Annotated in this window: 19 protein-coding genes; 12 read left to right on the top strand and 7 right to left on the bottom strand. The window is 57.4% G+C overall.

What is annotated here, in order from left to right; all coding sequences use genetic code 11:
• Positions 1-95: 95 nt before the first annotated feature.
• The 7 genes from AK821_RS22985 to AK821_RS23015 all read left to right on the top strand — a co-directional run bounded on the left by AK821_RS22985 (position 96) and on the right by AK821_RS23015 (position 4,741).
• Positions 96-665 carry an electron transport complex protein RnfA gene (locus AK821_RS22985; protein ID WP_064391941.1) on the top strand — a complete coding sequence of 190 codons (570 nt, stop codon included), beginning with the start codon at positions 96-98 and terminating at the stop codon, positions 663-665.
• A complete protein-coding gene (gene rsxB / locus AK821_RS22990) occupies positions 662-1,669 on the top strand; it encodes an electron transport complex subunit RsxB (RefSeq protein WP_064391943.1) in 1,008 nt (335 codons plus the stop codon). The genes AK821_RS22985 and rsxB overlap by 4 nt, the downstream gene beginning before the upstream one ends.
• On the top strand, positions 1,656-2,639 hold the full coding sequence (locus tag AK821_RS22995; protein ID WP_064391945.1) for an RnfABCDGE type electron transport complex subunit D: 984 nt from the start codon (positions 1,656-1,658) through the stop codon (positions 2,637-2,639). The genes rsxB and AK821_RS22995 overlap by 14 nt, the downstream gene beginning before the upstream one ends.
• Complete coding sequence (locus tag AK821_RS23000; RefSeq protein WP_064391947.1) at positions 2,636-3,241, top strand: RnfABCDGE type electron transport complex subunit G; 606 nt, start codon at positions 2,636-2,638, stop codon at positions 3,239-3,241. The genes AK821_RS22995 and AK821_RS23000 overlap by 4 nt, the downstream gene beginning before the upstream one ends.
• On the top strand, positions 3,238-3,819 hold the full coding sequence (locus tag AK821_RS23005) for an Rnf-Nqr domain containing protein (protein ID WP_064391951.1): 582 nt from the start codon (positions 3,238-3,240) through the stop codon (positions 3,817-3,819). The genes AK821_RS23000 and AK821_RS23005 overlap by 4 nt, the downstream gene beginning before the upstream one ends.
• Complete coding sequence (gene nth, locus AK821_RS23010; protein ID WP_064391953.1) at positions 3,816-4,454, top strand: endonuclease III; 639 nt, start codon at positions 3,816-3,818, stop codon at positions 4,452-4,454. The genes AK821_RS23005 and nth overlap by 4 nt, the downstream gene beginning before the upstream one ends.
• A gap of 107 nt (positions 4,455-4,561) precedes the next feature.
• Positions 4,562-4,741 carry a PA3496 family putative envelope integrity protein gene (locus AK821_RS23015; RefSeq protein ID WP_064391954.1) on the top strand — a complete coding sequence of 60 codons (180 nt, stop codon included), beginning with the start codon at positions 4,562-4,564 and terminating at the stop codon, positions 4,739-4,741.
• 75 nt (positions 4,742-4,816) lie between these two features.
• Here AK821_RS23015 and AK821_RS23020 read toward each other — a convergent pair whose 3' ends face one another.
• Entirely contained in the window at positions 4,817-5,443 is a 627-nt protein-coding gene (locus tag AK821_RS23020; protein WP_064391960.1) for a response regulator transcription factor, read from the bottom strand.
• A gap of 482 nt (positions 5,444-5,925) precedes the next feature.
• On the opposite strand from AK821_RS23020, the gene AK821_RS23025 reads away from it, so the two are divergent.
• On the top strand, positions 5,926-6,630 hold the full coding sequence (locus AK821_RS23025; RefSeq protein WP_064391962.1) for a hypothetical protein: 705 nt from the start codon (positions 5,926-5,928) through the stop codon (positions 6,628-6,630).
• An 85-nt stretch (positions 6,631-6,715) separates the two neighbouring features.
• Here AK821_RS23025 and AK821_RS23030 read toward each other — a convergent pair whose 3' ends face one another.
• The gene (locus AK821_RS23030) at positions 6,716-7,933 is read right to left on the bottom strand and encodes an argininosuccinate synthase (RefSeq protein ID WP_007916658.1); all 1,218 of its coding nucleotides are present in this window, start codon (positions 7,931-7,933) and stop codon (positions 6,716-6,718) included.
• A gap of 129 nt (positions 7,934-8,062) precedes the next feature.
• Positions 8,063-8,971 (bottom strand): flagellar protein MotY, encoded by a 909-nt coding sequence (locus AK821_RS23035; protein ID WP_064391963.1) that lies wholly within the window; start codon positions 8,969-8,971, stop codon positions 8,063-8,065.
• Between the two features lie 160 nt (positions 8,972-9,131).
• On the opposite strand from AK821_RS23035, the gene pyrC reads away from it, so the two are divergent.
• Positions 9,132-10,178 carry a dihydroorotase gene (gene pyrC / locus AK821_RS23040; protein WP_064391965.1) on the top strand — a complete coding sequence of 349 codons (1,047 nt, stop codon included), beginning with the start codon at positions 9,132-9,134 and terminating at the stop codon, positions 10,176-10,178.
• Complete coding sequence (gene rnt, locus AK821_RS23045) at positions 10,175-10,852, top strand: ribonuclease T (protein ID WP_007916667.1); 678 nt, start codon at positions 10,175-10,177, stop codon at positions 10,850-10,852. Before pyrC ends, rnt begins: the two co-directional genes overlap by 4 nt.
• 74 nt (positions 10,853-10,926) lie before the next feature.
• Here rnt and AK821_RS23050 read toward each other — a convergent pair whose 3' ends face one another.
• Positions 10,927-11,529 (bottom strand): peroxiredoxin, encoded by a 603-nt coding sequence (locus AK821_RS23050; protein WP_003227723.1) that lies wholly within the window; start codon positions 11,527-11,529, stop codon positions 10,927-10,929.
• Between the two features lie 314 nt (positions 11,530-11,843).
• Here AK821_RS23050 and AK821_RS23055 point away from each other — a divergent pair, with 314 nt between their 5' ends.
• Together AK821_RS23055 and bfr are read left to right on the top strand one after the other, a co-directional pair.
• Positions 11,844-12,062, top strand: a complete 219-nt coding sequence (locus AK821_RS23055; RefSeq protein ID WP_003227725.1) for a bacterioferritin-associated ferredoxin — start codon at positions 11,844-11,846, stop codon at positions 12,060-12,062.
• Between the two features lie 201 nt (positions 12,063-12,263).
• Complete coding sequence (bfr, locus tag AK821_RS23060; protein WP_007916671.1) at positions 12,264-12,737, top strand: bacterioferritin; 474 nt, start codon at positions 12,264-12,266, stop codon at positions 12,735-12,737.
• 188 nt (positions 12,738-12,925) lie between these two features.
• Here bfr and grxD read toward each other — a convergent pair whose 3' ends face one another.
• From grxD to AK821_RS23075, 3 genes are all read right to left on the bottom strand, one after another.
• On the bottom strand, positions 12,926-13,267 hold the full coding sequence (gene grxD / locus AK821_RS23065; RefSeq protein ID WP_008079424.1) for a Grx4 family monothiol glutaredoxin: 342 nt from the start codon (positions 13,265-13,267) through the stop codon (positions 12,926-12,928).
• A gap of 97 nt (positions 13,268-13,364) precedes the next feature.
• Complete coding sequence (locus tag AK821_RS23070; protein ID WP_064391966.1) at positions 13,365-15,470, bottom strand: molybdopterin oxidoreductase family protein; 2,106 nt, start codon at positions 15,468-15,470, stop codon at positions 13,365-13,367.
• 134 nt (positions 15,471-15,604) lie between these two features.
• Entirely contained in the window at positions 15,605-15,895 is a 291-nt protein-coding gene (locus AK821_RS23075; RefSeq protein ID WP_027612069.1) for a hypothetical protein, read from the bottom strand.
• Positions 15,896-15,980: the final 85 nt, after the last annotated feature.

Here is a 15,980-nt window from a genome sequence, read left to right on the forward strand (position 1 = left end):
CCCACCGACGTGCCCCGCATGCCGGTGGGATTTTTCATATCTGGGCGGATACTGCCTAACCTTAAGAGACACCTGCCCGTTTCGCCGACAGAACCATGACTGAACTCATGCTTACGCTTATCAGTGCTGCGCTGCTCAACAACTTCGTGTTGCACTGGCCGCTGGGCGCCGATCCGCTGTTGGCGGGCAGTCGTCGTCAGGTGCACGCGCTGGGATTGGCGACGCTGTGCCTGACGCTGGTCGTCGCTGTAGTCGGTTACGTGATCTGGCACTGGTTGCTGGTGCCGTTTCACCTTGAAGCCCTGCGCCTGTTGGTGTTTCTGCCGTTGAGCGTTTTGTTGATTGCGCCACTGCTGAAACTGTTGACGCGCTGGCTGCCGAATCTGCCCTTCGAAGGTTTATGGCCACTGTTACTTGGCAACGCAGGTGTACTCGGGGTCGCATTGATCAATACACTGAACGATCAAGGTCTGCTGCAGGCAACCGCCCTGAGTCTCGGTGCCGGGTTCGGCTTCTGGCTGGTGCTTGGCCTGTTTACCGACTTGCGCGAGCGCACGGCCGACAATGATATTCCCCTGCCCTTTCGCGGCCTGCCGATCGACCTGATCGGTGCCGGACTGATCGCGGTGATTTTTCTCGGATTCAGTGGACTGATCAAAACATGAGTCTGATTCAACGCATCGATGCCCTCTTGCCGCAAACCCAATGCGGCAAGTGCGGCCATCCTGGATGCAAGCCATACGCCGAAGGCCTCGCTGAGGGCGAGGCGATCAACAAGTGTCCGCCCGGTGGTGATGAAACCATCGCGGCATTGGCCGAGCTGTTGAAAGTGCCGGTACTGGAACTGGACATCAGCCGTGGCTCGGCACCGCCGCAGGTCGCCTATATCCGCGAAGCCGAATGCATCGGCTGCACCAAGTGCATCCAGGCCTGCCCGATTGATGCCATCGTCGGTGCCGCCAAGTTGATGCATACCGTGCTGATTGACGAATGCACCGGTTGCGATCTGTGTGTCGCGCCGTGCCCGGTCGACTGCATCGAAATGCATCCACTGCAGCCGGGCACATTGCCCGTGGTCGGCGGTCTGGCACTCAGTCTCGAAGAACACCGTGCACGCGCCGCCAAGCGCGATCATGCACGTCTGCGCTTCGAGCAACGCAATGCCCGTTTGCAACGAGAAGAACAACAGAAACAGGCTGAGCGAGAGGCACGGGCCAAACGTGCGGCGCAACCCGAAGTCAACACGCTTGATCCAGTGCAGGCTGCGCTGGAACGTGTGCGTGCACAGAAGACCGCCAGCGCGGACGCCGCTCTGAAGAAAGCCAGGATCGATGTCGCAATGAGCCGCGCGCAATTGCATAAGTCGCTGAAAGCCTTCGGCCATCCACCGACGTTCGATCAGCAATCGCAATTGATCGTGTTGCAGCAACAGTTCGAAGCCGCCGAACAGGCGCTGGCAAAACTCGAAAGCGGCACACCGGCAACTCCCGCCGTGACAGTGGCCACTGCGTCGGACGCCGATCTGAAACGTGCAAAAATCCAAGTGGCCATGCGCCGTGCCGAACTGAAGAAAGCGCAAACCGCCGAGGCTTTGCCGGAGCAAATCGCAGCTCTGGAGCAAGCGCTGCGCGACGCCGAGCGTCAGGTGCAAGCACATGCAGCCCCTTGAAACGCCGGATGATCGTCTGCAACAGGCGATGAAGCTGGTGTTGCTCGCGGTACTGCCGGGGCTGCTCGTGCAGTTCTGGTTGTACGGTTGGGGCGTACTGATCAACCTGATCCTCTGCATGACGAGCGCACTCATCGTCGAAGCCGGCGTCGCACGACTGCGCCGGCAACCGTTACACCCCTCACTGAGCGACGGCAGCGCAATGGTCAGTGCGGCATTACTGGCTGCCGCCCTGCCGGCTTATTGCCCTTGGTGGCTGACGACGACAGCGATTGCCTCGGGCTTGTTGTTCGGCAAGCACTTGTACGGGGGCATTGGCAAAAACCCGTTCAACCCGGCAATGCTTGGTTTCGCTTTGGTGATGGTGACGTTCCCGCAACCGATGACCCTCTGGCCCGCGCACGGCATGGATCTGCTCGCCGCCGTGCAGCAGGTATTCAATCCGGCTCAGGCGCCGGATGCGTGGGTGCAGGCCACAGCTCTGGACAGTCTGCGCATCAACAAGAGCCTGACAATGGATGAGTTGTTTGCCAGCAATCCAGCGTTCGGTCGCTTCGGCGGCCGCGGTGTGGAATGGATAAACCTGGCTTTCCTCACCGGCGGGCTGTTCTTGCTGCAACGGCGGGTCATCGCCTGGCACGCGCCGGTCGGCATGCTCGCGAGCCTGTTCGTCGTCAGCATGTTGTGCTGGAACGGCTCGGGATCGGACTCACATGGCTCGCCACTGTTCCACCTGCTGAGCGGTGCGACCATGCTGGGTGCTTTCTTCATCATTACCGAACCGGTCTCAGGTGCAAAAAGCGCCCCCGCCCGCCTGCTGTTTGGTATCGGCGTCGGCTTGCTGACTTATCTGATTCGCACGTGGGGTGGCTACCCGGACGGGCTCGCGTTCGCGGTGCTGCTGATGAATCTTGGCGTGCCGGCACTGGAACGTTTCGCCGCCAGGCGACAGACGCAGGTGACCCCATGAACCGCACAGCGAATGTCGTCATCGTGCTAGTCCTGACGATCAGCGGTGTTGGTGTGACGTATCTGGTACAACGCGCCAATGCACCGCAGATTGCCGCCGAGCTGCGCCGGCTCGACAATCGCAAACTGCTCGACGTGCTCCCAGCCGAAAGCTACGACAATCAACCGCTGGAACAGCCGTTGCCGCTGGTCGATGTCGCTTTGCCCCGTAGCCGTCTGCTCGGCGCTTATCGCGCAACCAAGGCCGGACAACCGGTGGCGCTGGTGCTGCGCAGTGAAACCGAGGGTTACGCCGGCACCCTCCAATTGCTGATCGCCGTTGATACCCGCGGCAAGCTGATTGGCGTGAAAACCCTCAGGCAAAACGAAACACCGGCACTCGGCGGACATCTTGGCGACTGGCCAAATACTTGGCTTCAGGCGTTTGCCGGCAAGTCACGCAAAGAACCCACCGATAACGGCTGGGCACTGAAAAAGGATCAGGGCCAATTCGACCAGATGGCGGGGGCCACCATTACCTCTCGCGCGGCGCTCAATGCCATCCACGATGCATTACGCTATTTCGATGAGCATCGGGTAGCCATGCTGGGGAGTGGTACATGAACACATCGGTGAAGCTGTCGAACTCAATGGTGCTGGTGCTGCTGCTCGGCACCAGCAGCTCGCTCGCCGAAGCTTCAGGCATGCTGTTTATGTCGGTGATGGTGGTGGGCGTGTATGGCGTCTGCATGTCGTTGCTGCGCCCGCGCCTGATGCCCTTGAGCACGTTATTGACCAGTGTGGTACTCGCCGCCACCCTCACCGCTTGCGCCGAGATATTCGCGCAACGCTGGTCTGTGCAATGGCATCAGGCTCTCAGTCTGTATACCGGGATGATCGCTCTGCAGTGCGTGGTACTGGAACATAACGGCTTCTTTCGCCATTCACTGGCCCAGCGCCTCAAACTCGGCATTCAGTTCGGCGGGCTGATGGTGCTACTGGCGGTGTTGCGTGAGCTCATCGGTCAGGGCAGCCTTGGCCGGGACCTGTCCGAACACTGGCGAGAGTGGGTGTTGTTTCACTCAGGCCTGCACTGGCTGACGCTGGTTCCCGGCGCACTGATTTTACTGGGGCTGCTGCTCGCAGCACATCAGGCGTGGACGCGCCCGAACTCTATATCGAAGGAAACGCATCGCCCATGAATGCCGCAAAACGTCTTGAGATTTTTCGCAGACTGCACGAAGACAATCCCGAGCCGAAAACCGAACTGGCGTACTCCTCGCCGTTCGAATTGTTGATCGCTGTAATTCTTTCGGCGCAGTCGACCGACGTCGGTGTCAACAAAGCCACGGCCAGGCTTTTCCCGGTAGCCAATACGCCAGCGGCGATTCATGCCTTGGGTGTCGAGGGGCTGTCCGAATACATCAAGACCATTGGCTTGTACAACAGCAAGGCGAAAAACGTTATCGATACCTGCCGCTTGCTGGTAGAACGCCACGACAGCCAGGTTCCGCAAACGCGTGAAGAGCTCGAAGCCCTGCCAGGTGTCGGGCGTAAAACAGCGAATGTGGTCCTCAATACCGCTTTCCGCCAGCTGACCATGGCAGTCGACACGCACATCTTCCGCGTCAGCAATCGCACCGGAATTGCACCCGGCAAGAATGTGGTCGAAGTGGAAAAGAAATTGATGAAATTTGTGCCCAAGGATTACCTGCTCGACTCCCACCACTGGCTGATTTTACATGGGCGTTACGTATGCCTGGCACGCAAACCCCGCTGCGGCAGCTGCCGGATCGAGGACTTGTGCGAGTACAAGGAAAAAACTTCAGACGATTGAGTAACTATTAGGTTTTTGTATCTGTCGATTGAAAAAATCTTTTTTACCAGTCGTTGTATTGTCGATATAAGGAGCGCCAAAGGCAGTCTTAGCCGGGAGTTAACCTGATGAGTACCGATAAAGAGCAATTGGACGTTGAAGACGATTTTACTGCCGCTGAGACCGATGACGCAGAACCCGTGGTCGAGGTCGCAAAAACCAACCTCAGCAAACGCCGCACCATCGACAATCTGCTAGAGGAGCGCCGGTTGCAAAAACAATTGGCTGATTACGATTTTGATCTCTGATATCTGAAGCCTCCCGAAACGGAGGCTTTTTTCTGTCCGCTGCACGCTGATGCTGATCGGTCGCTGAAAATACACTCAGACAAGTCCATTACGTTGTGCCAATTCGATCAAATCAACCAGAGAACGGGCATTGAGCTTCAACAGTAATCGAGTCTTGTAAGTACTGACTGTCTTGTTGCTGAGAAACATGCCATCGGCAATTTCCTTGTTGGTCTTGCCTCGAGCCAACTGCTGCAACACCATCATTTCGCGCCCGGAAAGACGATCGACCATATCGGCTTCGCTGGCATTTCCCAGGCTGGTGCGCACCGTGTGTAACGCCTGATTGGGAAAGTAGCTGTAACCGGAAAGCACCGCTTTGATGGCGCTGAGCAATTCGGTCAGATCCTGTTGTTTGCAAACATAGCCTGCAGCACCAGACTGCATGCAACGCATTGAAAAGTGCCCTGGCGCCTGGGAAGTCAACACCAGGACTTTCATCGGCATCGCAGTCGACGCCAGACGCGCAATAACCTCCAGACCATCAAGCTTGGGTATTCCAATATCCAGTATGACAATGTCCGGCATTTGTTCGCGCGCAAGTTGCAGAGCATCTACGCCATTATCCGTCTCTGCAATAACTTCGTAGCCATGACGCTCCATCAGCATGCGCACAGCAAGACGAATGACGGGGTGATCATCCACGATCAGCACTTTATTCATGGGCAAGTCCAGTTTCGCTGTTCGAATTTTTAGAGCCGGCACAATAGCCTAGTCACTTGCGACATGGCACAAGAGAGTTCCATTGCAAGCACAGCGAAAGACATCCCCTACAGCAAATAAAGACTTTTCCTACAAGAATTCCAAACTCCGCAGATCAAGTGTCACTCGGGCGCGGTTTACGACCCGTGTCAACCCGTTAAAACGCCTGCCAGACAAGCCCTCAGGGGAGCGCCGCACGAGCATGCGCTGATACCCGAATGATTGAAGAACCTTGCATGGCGCTAGCAACAACCCGAAACTCTAACTCTGAAAAAAACCAACACACCTGTTCTTTTAAAAAAACAAATCAAAATCTTTCACCACGACAACATAAACAACTGAAACAAGATACTTCTATCCAACGCCATAGTTTTAATATAAAAATACACACCCACTAAAAACAAACCATAAGTACGGACAACTAAATTTCATGAGTGCCAAATATGCTGAAATTCAAAAAGAAAATTGCCAACCCAATGACAGTAATCGTTGTATTTGCTTTCATATCCGAGTCCTCCGCGGCCGTATCACTGCCATTCCTTGGTGATCAGGAACGCGAGATGTACATATGGTTCCTTATGAGCTTTCCTTTTTACTTGTTACTGCTATTTTTCATTACATTAAACTTCAACTATCGATCTCTTTATGCGCCTTCCGACTTCGACAAGGACGACAGTTTTTTAAAGCTGTCTGCCGATATCAAAGATACCGAAAGCGGATTGCGCAACAGTTCGACGAAAAAAGCTCCATCGCCTGAAAAAGCCAAGGAGACTTCCTCCAGTAACGGAGTACCTGCAAGAGAAGCGAACCTGCACCCGTCCGGTCCCCCGCCAGAACCTGGTGTCGCCGACACCGCGTGTTCATGGATCGAACATAACGTTCAATGGCCCAAACCGCTGGGAACCCTGCGAGCGATCGACGTGCGTCAGATGAACAATCGAATGGACTTTGACACCTTGCTGGAAAGCTTCTCTCGCCCTGGCAAACATTCGAAAATCATCGTATTACTGACTGATCCGGCGTCTGAGGTTCTGCTTATGCAGATCATGGCGGAGCTTCTGCGGCATGCAAAAAAACGCGTTGGAGCGACCCATGTGATTGCCTATAACGTATGTACGCACGCCAGCACGATTCTGAAAGGCGCATGAAACCCATGCAGCCTTTTGTAGTGGGTAAAAAAAGGCGGCTTTGTCATAACGACAAGCCGCCTTTTTTATTGCGTGTCTGAAGGGCTCAGAACAGCTTGCGGCCTTTGTTGGCAGCAATGCGCATGCGCAGCGCGTTGAGCTTGATGAAGCCCGCCGCGTCGGCCTGGTTGTAAGCACCGCCGTCTTCTTCGAAGGTCGCGATGTTGGAATCGAACAGCGAATCGTCGGACTTGCGGCCAGTGACGATCACGTTGCCTTTGTACAGTTTCAGGCGCACAACACCGTTCACGTTGACCTGCGAAGCGTCGATCATCTGCTGCAGCATCAGACGCTCCGGGCTCCACCAGTAACCGGTGTAGATCAGGCTGGCGTATTTCGGCATCAGTTCGTCTTTGAGGTGAGCGACTTCGCGGTCCAGGGTGATCGATTCGATGGCGCGGTGAGCGCGCAGCATGATGGTGCCACCCGGGGTTTCGTAGCAGCCACGGGACTTCATGCCGACGTAACGGTTTTCGACGATGTCGAGACGGCCGATACCGTGAGCACCACCGATCTTGTTCAGCGTCGCCAGCACGGTAGCCGGGGTCATTTCGACGCCGTCCAGTGCAACGATATCGCCGTTACGGTAAGTCAGTTCCAGGTATTGCGCTTTGTCAGGAGCGTTCTCCGGGGAGACGGTCCATTTCCACATGTCTTCTTCGTGCTCGGTCCAGGTATCTTCCAGCACGCCACCTTCATAGGAGATGTGCAGCAGGTTGGCGTCCATCGAGTACGGGGATTTCTTTTTGCCGTGACGCTCGATCGGGATCGCGTGCTTCTCGGCGTAGTCCATCAGCTTCTCGCGGGACAGCAGGTCCCACTCACGCCAGGGTGCAATGACTTTTACGCCTGGCTTGAGTGCGTAGGCACCCAGTTCGAAACGCACCTGGTCGTTGCCCTTGCCGGTGGCGCCGTGGGAAATGGCGTCAGCGCCGGTTTCGTTGGCGATTTCGATCAGACGTTTGGCGATCAGCGGACGTGCGATGGAAGTACCCAGCAGGTACTCGCCTTCGTAAACGGTGTTGGCGCGGAACATCGGGAATACGAAATCACGCACGAATTCTTCGCGCAGATCGTCGATGTAGATTTCTTTGACGCCCATGGCCTGAGCCTTGGCGCGGGCCGGCTCGACCTCTTCGCCTTGACCGAGATCAGCGGTGAAGGTCACCACTTCACAGTTATAAGTATCCTGCAGCCACTTGAGGATCACCGAAGTGTCCAGGCCGCCGGAATACGCCAGAACGACCTTGTTTACGTCCGCCATGCCATCACTCCACGGGGTTCTACGGAAAGCCGAGGAGTCTACCGCCCAAACGCGATAATTTACAGAGGCGCGACAGCTTAAGACGACAAAGCGACAGAATCTGTCGAGAGCGCGACGATGACCGGCGGGTCAGGAAGTCGCTGCAGTGCTGGCTGGCGTACTCGCTTGCGGTGCCGGAGCCGCTGTCGGCGCCACACGTGCCAGTTTGACATTGACCCGACGGTTCTTCGCGCGATTGGCCGCATTGGTGTTCGGCACAATCGGATATTGCTCGCCGTGGAACCGCACGGTGATCTGCGATTCCTGAATGCCATTGGCCTTGAAGAAGTCGACGACAGCCAGCGCCCGGCGGCGCGACAGTTCCCGATTGGTCAGGCGATTACCGCTGTTGTCCGAGTGGCCGTCGAGCTCGATGTGATTGACCGTCGGATCGGCCTTCATGAACTCGAGCATCACTTGCAACTTGGCTTTGGCGGCGGAATCCAGGTCAACGCCTTCGCCAGGGAAGCCGATTTGCGACTGCTTGATCTGGTCGAAATTCTGCGGCAACAACTTCGCCACACAGGTTTGATAGTCGTTGAACGCCTTGTTGAACTTGACTGGCAACAAACGCACTTCCGAAACCCGTCCGTCGCCAGACGCACGCCGCACCACCGGGCTGCGACCGTCGAGCAGGCCACTGATCAAGCCGCCGGCCTGGGATTGCGAGCTGTTGAACAGCACATTGCCGCTGCCGATTCTGACGCTGCCCAAGTTGATATCGCCGCGCCCCGGCTGCCAGGGCGCCGCCGCTGCCAGCAGCGTCGCCGAGCCGCCGCCGAGCATCGCGTTGTAGGCGTTCAGACGAAATATCGCCTGCTCGCCGGCCTTGCGCACGAACTCACCCGAGCCGAAATCAGTGATCGGCTGGGTCAGACGACATTCGAACTTGTCGCCGGCGACCGTCCACTCAATGTTCTCCAGACGGGTCTGGTACGTGAGCGCCATCGCGGGGAGGCTGGCAAACACACTGAGCAAGGCTAAATAACGCTGGCGCACGGGAGGCTCCATTGGCTTCTGAAACACAAAGACCGATTCACACTATGTTTACGGCATACCTACGGGATATCGGAAGGTTCCCGCAAAACTTGATAGCGAGTGCCTGCAAGAGTCTTTTCCGGTAGCATTCGCCTCAGTTTGACCCGCCTGGAATCCCCTCATGTCCGACCGCCTGACCCTGCTGCGTCCCGACGACTGGCACATTCATCTTCGCGATGGTGCCGTGTTGACCAATACCGTTGCCGATGTTGCGCGCACCTTTGGTCGCGCCATCATCATGCCCAACCTGGTACCTCCGGTGCGCAACGCCACTGAAGCCGATGGCTATCGCCAGCGGATTCTCGCTGCCCGCCCGGCCGGCAGTCGCTTTGAGCCGCTGATGGTGCTGTACCTCACCGACCGCACCCAGCCCGGAGAAATTCGTGAGGCCAAGGCCAGCGGTTTCGTGTACGCCGCCAAGCTGTACCCGGCCGGCGCGACCACCAACTCCGACTCCGGCGTGACCAGCATCGACAAGATTCTGCCGGCGATCGAAGCCATGGCCGAAGTCGGCATGCCGCTGCTGATCCACGGTGAAGTCACTCGCGGCGACGTCGATGTGTTCGACCGCGAAAAGATTTTCATCGATGAGCACATGCGCCGAGTAGTCGAACGTTTCCCGACGCTGAAAGTGGTGTTCGAACACATCACCACCGGCGACGCCGTGCAGTTCGTCAACGAGGCTTCGGCCAACGTTGGCGCGACCATCACCGCGCATCACCTGCTCTATAACCGCAACCACATGCTGGTGGGCGGGATTCGGCCGCACTTCTACTGCCTGCCGATCCTCAAGCGCAATACGCACCAGGAAGCCCTGCTCGACGCTGCCACCAGTGGCAGCGCGAAGTTCTTCCTTGGCACTGACTCGGCGCCGCACGCTCAGCACGCCAAGGAAGCCGCTTGTGGCTGTGCCGGCTGCTACACCGCGTACGCCGCCATCGAGATGTACGCCGAAGCCTTTGAGCAGCGCAATGCGCTGGATAAGCTCGAAGCCTTCGCCAGCCTCAACGGCCCGCGTTTCTATGGCCTGCCGGCGAACACCGATCGCATTACTTTGGTTCGTGAAGAATGGACTGCCCCGACCAGCCTGCCATTCGGCGAGCTGACCGTTATCCCGCTGCGCGCCGGTGAAAAACTGCGCTGGCGCCTGCTGGAGGAACACGCGTGAGTGAAGACCATTTCGACGACGAACTGGACGGTCAAAGTGGCGGCGGCGGTTCCCGCCACCCGATGGCAGCACGCTTTCGCGGCTACCTGCCGGTTGTCGTCGACGTAGAAACCGGCGGTTTCAACTCGGCCACCGATGCGTTGCTGGAGATTGCTGCGACCACCATCGCCATGGATGAAAAGGGTTTTGTTTACCCCGATCACACCTATTTCTTCCGTGTTGAGCCGTTCGAAGGCGCCAACATCGAAGCGGCGGCGCTGGAGTTCACCGGGATCAAACTCGATCACCCGCTGCGCATGGCGGTCAGCGAAGAAACCGCGCTGACCGACATCTTCCGAGGCATCCGCAAGGCGTTGAAGGCCAACGGTTGCAAGCGGGCGATCCTGGTCGGTCATAACAGCAGCTTCGACCTCGGCTTCCTGAACGCTGCGGTCGCGCGACTGGACATGAAGCGCAACCCGTTCCACCCGTTCTCCAGCTTCGACACCGCGACGCTGGCCGGTCTGGCGTACGGTCAAACCGTACTGGCGAAAGCCTGTCAGGCCGCCGACATCGATTTCGACGGCCGTGAGGCGCACTCGGCGCGTTACGACACCGAGAAAACCGCTGAGCTGTTCTGCGGCATCGTCAACCGCTGGAAACAGATGGGCGGCTGGGAAGACTTCGACGACTGATCCTCGTTGAGTCAATCCCGCGCATAAAAAAACCGGCCACAGGGGCCGGTTTTTTTGTACCTCGACGTTGCGCCTTACAGGGCAGCAGCGTTCTCGGTCAGGTAAGCCGCAACGCCTTCTGGCGAAGCGTTCATGCCTTTGTCGCCTTTTTTCCAGTTGGCAGGGCAGACTTCGCCGTGCTCTTCGTGGAATTGCAGAGCGTCGACCAGACGGATCAGCTCTTCCATGTTACGGCCCAGTGGCAGGTCGTTGATGATCTGCGAGCGGACAACGCCTTTGTCGTCGATCAGGAACGCGCCACGGAAAGCCACGCCGCCTTCGGATTCAACGTCGTAAGCCTTGGCGATGTCGTGCTTCATGTCGGCAGCCATGGTGTATTTCACCTGACCGATGCCGCCATTGTTCACTGGGGTGTTGCGCCATGCGTTGTGAGTGAAGTGCGAGTCGATCGACACAGCGATCACTTCAACGTTGCGCGCCTTGAAGTCAGCCATGCGGTTGTCCAGAGCGATCAGCTCGGACGGGCAGACGAAGGTGAAGTCCAGTGGGTAGAAGAACACCAGGCCGTATTTGCCTTTGATGGCCGAGGACAGGGTGAAGCTGTCAACGATCTCGCCATTGCCGAGTACGGCCGGGACGGTGAAGTCAGGGGCTTGTTTGCCTACGAGTACGCTCATTGATATCTCCTGGTGTAAAAACTTGAAGTTCAGGGTCCGGGCCAGCCTGCCACCCTCAGGCGACAGCCCTGTGACACGAACCCCCTTCGCAAGGGCCGACCATCATACACTGCGAATTTGGCCTGTCCTTAACGGTTTTTTGCAGTCTGCCGATCACAAGGCTGCATTTACGGGGCCAGGCAGATCGCCAGTAATCACCGTTCGTCAGTCACGCGCCAATCTGGTAAAAAGGCCTCGCAAAGCACTTTGACAATCATTCTCGTTATTATTAAGATCCATCGCAATTGAGTCACAACCAGCGACGGTTCTCACTTATGTATGTTTGTCTCTGCACTGGCGTCACCGACGGACAGATCCGCGAAGCGATCTATGAAGGTTGCTGCAGCTATAAAGAAGTCCGCCAGGCCACCGGCGTCGCCAGCCAATGCGGCAAATGTGCCTGCCTCGCCAAGGAAGTGGTTCGCGAAACCCTGACCAAGCTGCAAACCGCTCAGGCTGCGATCCCCTATCCGGTAGAATTTACTGCTGCGTAATAACACCCCATTTCAAAGAACCGGACTTATGTCCGGTTTTTTTATGCCCGAAAATCAATTGCTTACGCTCTAGACGCGGAACACAAACATTCTTATTCCGATTAATTTTCATTTATTATTCAATAACTTAGGTTTGACACTTATAAATACGAGGCTCAAACTCTGCTGTATATACAGCGAATACAGGGCAGGACTCCGATCATGAAAGGCGACATTACAGTCATCCAGCATCTCAACAAGATCCTTGCCAATGAGCTGGTCGCGATCAATCAGTACTTCCTGCATGCACGCATGTATGAAGATTGGGGTCTGAACAAGCTCGGCAAGCACGAATACAAAGAATCCATCGACGAGATGAAGCACGCGGACAAGCTGATCAAGCGCATCCTGTTCCTCGAAGGCCTGCCCAACGTACAGGACCTGGGCAAGCTGCACATCGGCGAGCACACCAAGGAAATGCTGGAGTGCGATCTGCGTATCGAGAAGACCGGCCACGCCGACCTGAAGACCGCGATCGCGCATTGCGAAACCGTTGGCGACTTCGGCAGCCGTGAACTGCTCGAAGACATTCTCGAATCCGAAGAAGAACATATCGACTGGCTGGAAACCCAACTGGGCCTGATCGATAAAGTCGGTCTTGAGAACTATCTGCAATCGCAGATGGGCGAAGAGTAGGAGCTGCCGCAGGCTGCGATCTTTTCAGATTGCACCGGCAACTTGCAGTAACTTTTCGAACGCACTAAAAAGCCCCGCCCTCTTTCAAGGTGCGGGGCTTTTTATTGGCTGAAGATCAAAAGATCGCAGCCTCGTTTCACTCGACAGCTCCTACAGGAGCAGGAGGTGTCGCGCGAAACCCGGCCTTATCAGGCTTCGGACTTGTTCGCCGCAGCCGCTTCAACAGCCGACTTGATGGTGCTTTGCAGCGAACCGTCTGCAGCCATCTCGGTCATGATGTCGCTACCGCCGACCAGCTCACCGCCGACCCACAGTTGCGGGAAAGTCGGCCAGTTGGCGTACTTTGGCAGGTTGGCGCGGATTTCCGGGTTCTGCAGGATGTCCACGTACGCAAACTTTTCGCCACACGCCATCACAGCCTGCGCAGCTTTCGCGGAGAAGCCACACTGCGGGGCATTCGGCGAGCCTTTCATGTAAAGCAGAATGGTGTTGTTGGCAATCTGCTCTTTAATCGTTTCGATGATATCCATGGAGCACCTCGGCTGAACTTTCCGACTCATGGGTCGGCACGGTGGCGCATTGTAACGGAATCCCGAGCGCCATGCTCGGTCTCCCCGACAGACATGCTCACGCTGCCGCTACAGTGACCGGCACGCCGTTCAACGCCGCGTTGCCCGACAACTCGTCGAGCTGACATTCATCGGTCAGGTCATTGGCGCTCGAACCTGGCTGGCCGCTGGCAATCGCCATTTGCACGCCCGGGCGTGAATGGCCCCAACCGTGCGGCAGGCTGACCACGCCTTTCATCATGTCGAGACTGCCCAGCACCTCCACTTCAATCTGCCCGACCCGTGAACTCACACGCACCAGTTGTCCATCGTTGAGTCCACGGCTGGCCAGATCGTCCGGATGCATCAGCAACTGATGGCGTGGCTTGCCCTTCACCAGGCGGTGATAGTTGTGCATCCATGAGTTGTTGCTGCGCACATGACGACGACCAATCATCAACAGCTCATCGGCCGCCGGTGCTTGCAGCGCGGCAAAACGCGCGAGGTCGGCAAGGATCTCTGGCGGAGCAGCCTGCACACGCTGGTTCGGCGTTTTCAGGCGCGGTGCCAGGTTCGCTTTCAACGCGCCGAGGTCGATTCCGTGAGGATGATCAAACAATGTCGCCAACGAGAGTTGCTGCTCGGACGCGTCACCGTACCTCCCCATGCGCAACCCCATATCGATCATCTTCGCCGGCGGCATCGTTGGTTTCAGTTCTTTACCGGTCTTCTCGGCAAAGGCCTTGGCCAGGCCAACAAAAATCTCCCAGTCGTGCAGCGCGCCTTCGGGCTTGGCGAGGATCGCGCGATTGAAGCGGGTGACGTTGCGCACCGCGAACAGGTTGAACGTGGTGTCGTAGTGATCGTTCTCCAGTGCCGAGGTCGACGGCAGGATCAGGTCGGCATAACGCGTGGTTTCATTGATGTACAGGTCAATGCTGACCATGAAGTCGAGGCCGTCCAGCGCGCGTTCCAGTTGCCGCCCGTTCGGTGTCGACAACACCGGATTGCCGGCCACAGTGATCAGCGCCCGGATCTGGCCCTCGCCTGCGGTGAGCATCTCTTCGGCCAGCGCCGAGACCGGCAGTTCGCCGCCGTACTCAGGACGCCCGGAAACACGACTCTGCCACTTGTTGAAATGCCCACCCGAGGTCGACGCCACCAGATCCACGGCAGGTTCAGTGCACAATGCCCCTCCAACACGGTCAAGGTTGCCGGTGACCAGATTGATCAACTGCACCACCCAATGACACAGCGTGCCAAAGGCCTGGGTCGAAACACCCATCCGGCCATAGCAAACCGCACTCGGCGCGGCAGCAAAATCCCGCGCCAGTTGACGGATCTGCTCAGCGGACACCGCACACAGCGGACTCATGGCCTCGGCGGTGAAGGTCTCCACCGCAGCGCGCACCTCGTCCAGCCCGTCGACCGGCAAATGACTGTCGCGGGTCAGGCCTTCGCCAAACAGTGTATTGAGCACACCGAACAACAACGCGGCATCGCCACCCGGGCGCACGAACAAATGCTGATCGGCCATCGCCGCAGTCTCGCTGCGCCGAGGGTCGACCACCACGACTTTACCACCGCGCGCCTGGATCGCTTTTAAACGTTTCTCAACATCTGGCACGGTCATGATGCTGCCGTTGGACGCCAACGGATTACCGCCGAGGATCAACATGAAATCGGTGTGATCAATGTCCGGAATCGGCAGCAGCAGGCCGTGTCCGTACATCAGATAACTGCTCAGGTGATGCGGCAACTGATCGACCGAAGTCGCCGAGAAGCGATTGCGCGTCTTCAGCAAACCGAGGAAATAATTGCTGTGCGTCATCAACCCGTAATTGTGCACGCTCGGGTTGCCCTGATAGACCGCCACGGCGTTCTGCCCGTGACGCTCCTGAATTGCCGCCAGTTTTCCAGCCACCAGCGCAAACGCCTCGTCCCATTCGATCGGCAGCCATTCGCTGCCAACGCGGCGCATCGGCTGGCGCAGGCGATCGGGATCGTTCTGGATATCCTGCAGCGCCACCGCTTTGGGGCAGATGTGCCCGCGACTGAAGGTATCAAGCGCATCGCCCTTGATCGAGGAGATCGCGACATTGCCCTCGGATTCGGTGGTCTCGATGGTCAGGCCGCAAATGGCTTCACACAGGTGGCAGGCACGGTGGTGGAGAGTCTTGGTCATGGCCAGTCTCTGTCTTGTTCTGGGCGGGCGATCACGCCCGCGGGAACAAAACTATGGCCCCGGCGCAGGTCTGGCGCCAGCGACGTTCGTCTTGTGAATCGAGGCCTATCAGGTGGGCCGATAGGCCGGCACGATCAGTTCGATGGCAACTGCGGCGGTGCTGCCAGCTGGATTTCCTGAATGGTTTCGATCTGCTCGTGGGCGACGTGCACGCCGGTGAGTTCGCCGATCAACCGCCAATGCTCGTCGAGCCCGGCGCTGATGGTGGCCATGCGGTCAATCATGTGGCGCCCGGCAGTCTTCACCACTTCGTCTTCGCTGCGCAGCAACTCAAAAGACATTGAAGTGACTGACGCGGTGAGATGGGTCAGAGAGCGAGCCGTATGGCCCAGCAATTCCATTAACAGTTTTTCTTTCGATTCCATGCGGAGGCTTCCTGCGTCGCTCGAAAGGTATTTATAACCCAGCACTTTGCTTTAGCAAATGTTTCACACCGGCCATCCGACCAAG

This window comes from Pseudomonas sp. RIT-PI-r, assembly GCF_001297015.1.
Classification (GTDB): domain Bacteria; phylum Pseudomonadota; class Gammaproteobacteria; order Pseudomonadales; family Pseudomonadaceae; genus Aquipseudomonas.